The following is a 5,199-nucleotide window of genomic DNA, read 5'->3' on the forward strand; positions in this document are numbered from 1 at the left end:
CAATCAGTGCTGGATGCTGTAAAGCATCAGTCAGTAAAAGTTAAGCGCAGTCTCACGGTTGAAGAACTTCTGAGTTTGGTTCCCCAAGGGTGAAGGGACACATCTACTGAAACATTAAGTTGCATTGTGCTTTTACCCATTAAAACGTAAGTACATCAACTTGTAAGCTTTCAGTCAGTTTGACCAGAAAAGACTTGAATCAAAAGTGAACTTGGTTAAGAACGCATAACAATTCCGTCTCTGGTTAGCGATCGCTTACCATAGGTCTTTTTTTTCGCGTCAACCCAATTTTCTTCAACCCTCTTGCAATTGTGTGTTAGCATAGTTCGCCGTTGGTGAAGCCTCTGGTAGAGAAGGCATCGCTGATGTTACCCTCCCACAGTTGAGCCATCTCTACCTGGGTTTTATCACTATGAGATTTAGCAAAAGCCCGAAATTGATCCCAGTTTGTGATGCAAGTGGTTGTTGCCAGGCGGGTGATTGGGCAACGGCAGAACATCTCCAGTTTCGGCTTTGCGCTGCAACCAGTGCCGTTGTAAGAATTTCTGCATCAGTCATCTGACGACGAATGTCGTCACCATGTCCGAGCGCCTGAAGTAGGTCATCAGTGATAGCATAGCTCGCAATTATTTCATTTAGCATAAGCCCCTCCTATTTTTCCTCTGGAGGGGATTTTATTGCTTAAATGAACCCCTTGCGATCGCTCGAATGCATAACTAGCAACTTGAGTTAATAGAACTTACGCAACTGGCACAGTGCGATGCCTGCGGCGGGCTACGCTGAGAAACCTTTGTGAACAAGCTTTTCAAGACTTAACGGGAAAAGTCAGAATAAGGAATGGGCAAACAAAGCGGCTTGAGTGCGATCGCGTAAATTCAACCGACTCAAAATATTGGTAACATAATTCTTAACAGTATTTTCTGAAAGAAACAGCGATTCGGCAATTTCACGGTTATTGGCTCCAGAAGCAATTAACCGCAATACATCTAATTCTCTGGGTGTGAGTTGCGCCAATTCTGGAGGGGTTTGCACAGACGGGACAGGTGCGGTAATCGGCATCAGTGCTTTTTCAAACAATCCCGGGCCGAGTAGGGTTTGTCCCTTGTAGACGGATCGAATTGCCAACATTAATTCATCAGGTTCGGTGTCCTTAAGTAAATAGCCCTTTGCACCCAGCCGCATCGCCTGGTAAACATACTCATCATCATCGAAGGTGGTCAGAACGAGAACCTTAATGTCAGGATATTGTTGAGCGATCGCCTTTGTTGTGGCAACTCCATCCATTACAGGCATCCGAATATCCATTAGCACAATATCGGGTTGCAGTGCAGCAATCACCTCAAGTGCGCGTTGCCCATTCTCCGCCTCACCGATTACCTGCATCTCGGCATTCGACTCAAGCATACTCTTAAGTCCCTGGCGAATAAGATGCTGATCGTCAACTAATAAAATCCGAATCATAGCTAAAACAACAGCTTTGATAGTGGCAAAGAAACAGAAATACAGCAACCTGTTCCTAATTGACTGTGGAGATTTAACTGAGCGCCCAGTGCAACCGCTCGTTCTCGCATCCCTTGTAGCCCAAACCCGGTTGTATTTTGAGTGGGGTTAAACCCTTTTCCATTATCTTCGATTGACAGATGAATTATCCCAGTGTGAGCCAGTAATCCAACGGTAACACTCGTCGCCTGAGCGTGTTTGCAAATATTTGTCAGCGATTCTTGGACAATCCGGTAAAGGGCCGTGTTTACTTCTGTTGGTAAAGTGTACGGTAAATCAATTTTACAGGACGGTTCAATACCTGTGGTTTGCTGAAAATCTGTCAGCAGCTTTTCAATGGCTGATTTGAGAGATTGCCCTTGCAAAGGATTTGAACGCAAAACAGAAAGTGATCTCCGAATTTCCAGCAGCGCTTCAGCCCCCAATTCCTTTGCCTGTTTGAGAAATGTCAATGCTTTGTGATTATTTGATTCCCAGAACAACAGGGTATTATTAATCTGAATAGTTTGGGCAACTAGAGTGTGTCCCAACCCATCATGAATTTCGCGGGCAATTCGGTTGCGTTCCTGCAAGGTTGCCTGATCTTCAATCCGTAATGCATACTGACACAGTTGTTGATTGGTTATCTCTAATTGCTGATGGGCAATTTCTAACTGCTCTCGACTTTGGCGCTCTGCAAGCAGGGCATTAATTAATAATAAAGCGAATACTAACGTTAAACTAAACAATAACATATTACTTAATCGCCAATCCCAGGACATGGCGATTATCTTATCTCGCATAAAATTCTTAGGTTCAATCGGTCTTGACAAAAACAGTGTTCCATGAGACACCAGAGAGAAAATCAAGACAACCAACTGTCCCGGTCGTTTAAATATAAGACAACTCCGCATCACCAGTACCAGACACAGCAGTAAAAAGGAGCGAGGAGATAAGCTATGTTGAGTTGCTGGTAGCAAAATTAAACCGAATTCCAGGGCTGTATAAAATAATTTTGTTTCCAGCTTCACCATTGGTAGTCTCAAGCCCATCAAGCTGAAGGTGGCGATCGCGACAACTCGTAGCAGCAAGGACCAGGACAACTCAAACGGCAGTACAACTTCCATGAACATTGCCGTGGCTAATAACAGCCACTCTAGGTAAAGCAACAGACGAAACGATGGATAGGTCAAGCGAACCATAGAACTGTTCCAACTCAATGGTCTTTGTAACAAAACCATAGGTATTTTCTCAATTTTAGGATGAAACTCTTCTTCCTATATAACGAATCTGTCTCTAGTATTGATAGAGCCATTCCGACTGATTAACTATTTCTAAATTAGGAAAAAAGTCACAATTACTTGAGTACTTTTTTACTGGTCAGGTTAGGAATTTTAGCTCATGCACAAACCTATGCCAACTTTTAAGATTAGCTGGTGTGAGTAAAGCAGTAACTTTTCAAACACCTTCTAAACAGTCATAAATTGAAATTGAGTCAGATACAGTCGGATTACACACAACAAAAATCAGAGAAGTAAATGATTAAAAAACAGATAATTTTACCAACCCTTTTACTTGCAACTATCCTGATTGGAGGAATGACAGGTTGCACCAGTTCTAAGTCTCCAGATGTGTCTCAAGGGGAGGACTCTGGGACAAAGGTATCTAATACCAACGCTTCTACTCCCAACTCTCCTGGAGCGAATACGCCGGAACGTGCCGAAAAACGCGAAGCAGTTCGCAAGCAAGTTGAGGCAGTTCTGACTCCAGATCAGGTAAAGCAATTGTCAACGAAATTACAACAAGGTGAAAGAATGCGTAAAGCAGTATTGAGCCTAAATCTCACGGCTGAACAAAAGACTAAAATTCAGGATATTTTTAAGACTGCCTATCCCCACCGTAAAGGGCAATCCCAAGATAAATCCTAGTGCAACAAGTCAAAAGAAAGAATACTTATAAGACAATAGATGCTAATAAATAGTTAAACTATGTTCAAGCAAAAATTGATCCTCAAGATAGAACTCGCTATTATCGCAACAATCCTGGCAGGAACTAGTCTCTACGCTTCAAAAGCTCTAGGTAAACCCCAAGCTAACCCCCAAAAACTCGTGGATGAGGTGTGGCAAATCCTAGATAAAAATTATGTTGATGTCAACTTTAACCATCAAGATTGGAAAGCAATTCGACAGCAGTATCTTAGCCGTTCCTATAGTTCCAACAAACAGGCTTATGGGGCGATTCAAGAAATGGTGGCTAAATTAGGCGATCGCTATACGGAGTTTTTCGATCCCCAGGAATTTCTTGCCCTAAATAAAGACCTTTCTGGCAACCTCAGTGGTGTCGGGTTGGAACTGGCACTGAATGAAAAAACTAAAGCCTTAACTGTTATCACCCCGATTCAAGGAACACCTGCTTTTAGGGCGGGTATTTTGCCGGACGATGTAATTGTCCAGATTAACGGTCAAATAACTCAAGGAATGAAAATTGAGGATGCCGTTAAGCGAATTCTGGGCCCGGTGGGAACTAAGGTAGTGCTGACAATTCAACGGGGCAATCAATCGCAAACTTTTAACCTTACCCGCGCAAATATTGCTATCCATCCTGTAACTTATAACACGCAAACAACAGCAGTGGGTAAGATTGGTTATATTCGTTTACCAGAGTTTACGCAAACGGCTCCTATAGAAATGCATCAGGCAATTCAAACTTTAGAAAAACAGCAGGTGCAGGGCTATGTTTTGGATCTGCGTTCAGACCCAGGTGGACTGCTGGATGCGAGTTTGCAAATTGCCAGTATGTGGTTAAAGCAAGGGGCGATCGTGTCTTTGGTAAATCGAGATCAAGTTAAAGATAGCTACAATGCGTCGGGACATCCTCTCACCAACAAACCCTTAGTGGTACTAGTCGATAAAGGGTCTGCCAGCGCCAGCGAAATTCTGTCGGGAGCGCTGCAAGATGACAACCGCGCCAGGTTAGTAGGGACTCGCACCTTCGGTAAAGGTTTAGTTCAAGCCGTAGAGCCACTTTCTGATGGTTCGGCGCTGAAACTAACGATCGCCAAATACTACACACCTAAAGGTCGAGATATCAATCATGTCGGCATTGCACCAGATATTAATGTGGAATTAACCAAGGCACAACAAAAAGCATTGGTGCAAAACCGAACCTTGGGGACATTAGCTGATCCTCAATATGCTAGGGCGGTTGCTGACCTGAGCAAATTGATTCAGTCGCAGGCCAATCATCTAAGTTTACAACGTGGGCAATAAGTATAGGGATACTCTTGAGAATATCTACTATCGCCACTTTCAATCATGTCAACCCGCAAAGCTCAACGACTTCAAATTTGTGAACCAGTCCCAGGTCTGCAAGTCCTGGTGCGACTCAGTAACACTCCTTTGGTGCGGACAGTCATAGCTACTGTTACCCACCATCAGCTAGCGATCGTCGGGCTTGTATTTGTTGTCACCTTGGTTTTTGCTATGCGGGAAAACGCCCCCTGGCTGACAGTACCTAAACAGGTGGCGATTGAGTTCTTTTCTGCTGTATCCCAATCCTTAGCTGCTTTATTGGGGGTGTTAATTGTTTTTCTGACATTTAATAGTCAGTTGATCGCTCAAAGGCAGCATGAGGACTACTATACACTTCAGATTCAGATTGACCAACTCATTCGTCTAACTCAGTCTCTTCCCCCCGAACTCAGTAATTTTGCTGAAACTC

General features: G+C 43.6%; 5 protein-coding genes and 2 pseudogenes. 3 read left to right on the forward strand and 4 right to left on the reverse strand.

Annotation, left to right across the window (positions count from 1 at the left end; all coding sequences use genetic code 11):
* Window positions 1-361: 361 nt before the first annotated feature.
* From V7K46_RS16090 to V7K46_RS16100, 4 genes and pseudogenes are all read right to left on the reverse strand, one after another.
* A pseudogene (locus tag V7K46_RS16090) lies at window positions 362-527 on the reverse strand (IS630 family transposase); the annotation flags it as partial.
* Window positions 505-642: pseudogene (locus tag V7K46_RS32065) on the reverse strand (IS982 family transposase); the annotation flags it as partial. The pseudogenes V7K46_RS16090 and V7K46_RS32065, both read right to left, overlap by 23 nt.
* Before the next feature lie 183 nt (window positions 643-825).
* Window positions 826-1,461: a response regulator transcription factor gene (locus tag V7K46_RS16095; RefSeq protein WP_335114763.1), complete on the reverse strand. Its 636-nt coding sequence runs from the start codon at window positions 1,459-1,461 to the stop codon at window positions 826-828.
* A 2-nt stretch (window positions 1,462-1,463) separates the two neighbouring features.
* Window positions 1,464-2,720 carry a sensor histidine kinase gene (locus tag V7K46_RS16100; protein ID WP_335114765.1) on the reverse strand — a complete coding sequence of 419 codons (1,257 nt, stop codon included), beginning with the start codon at window positions 2,718-2,720 and terminating at the stop codon, window positions 1,464-1,466.
* A 297-nt stretch (window positions 2,721-3,017) separates the two neighbouring features.
* On the opposite strand from V7K46_RS16100, the gene V7K46_RS16105 reads away from it, so the two are divergent.
* The 3 genes from V7K46_RS16105 to V7K46_RS16115 all read left to right on the forward strand — a co-directional run.
* Window positions 3,018-3,407 (forward strand): hypothetical protein, encoded by a 390-nt coding sequence (locus V7K46_RS16105; protein ID WP_335114767.1) that lies wholly within the window; start codon window positions 3,018-3,020, stop codon window positions 3,405-3,407.
* A gap of 60 nt (window positions 3,408-3,467) precedes the next feature.
* Window positions 3,468-4,748: a S41 family peptidase gene (locus V7K46_RS16110; RefSeq protein WP_335114769.1), complete on the forward strand. Its 1,281-nt coding sequence runs from the start codon at window positions 3,468-3,470 to the stop codon at window positions 4,746-4,748.
* A 45-nt stretch (window positions 4,749-4,793) separates the two neighbouring features.
* Window positions 4,794-5,199, forward strand: a 406-nt coding sequence (locus V7K46_RS16115) for a hypothetical protein (RefSeq protein WP_335114771.1), incomplete at its 3' end; no start/stop codon positions are given.

This window comes from Nostoc sp. (assembly GCF_036917395.1).
Lineage (GTDB): Bacteria > Cyanobacteriota > Cyanobacteriia > Cyanobacteriales > Nostocaceae > Nostoc.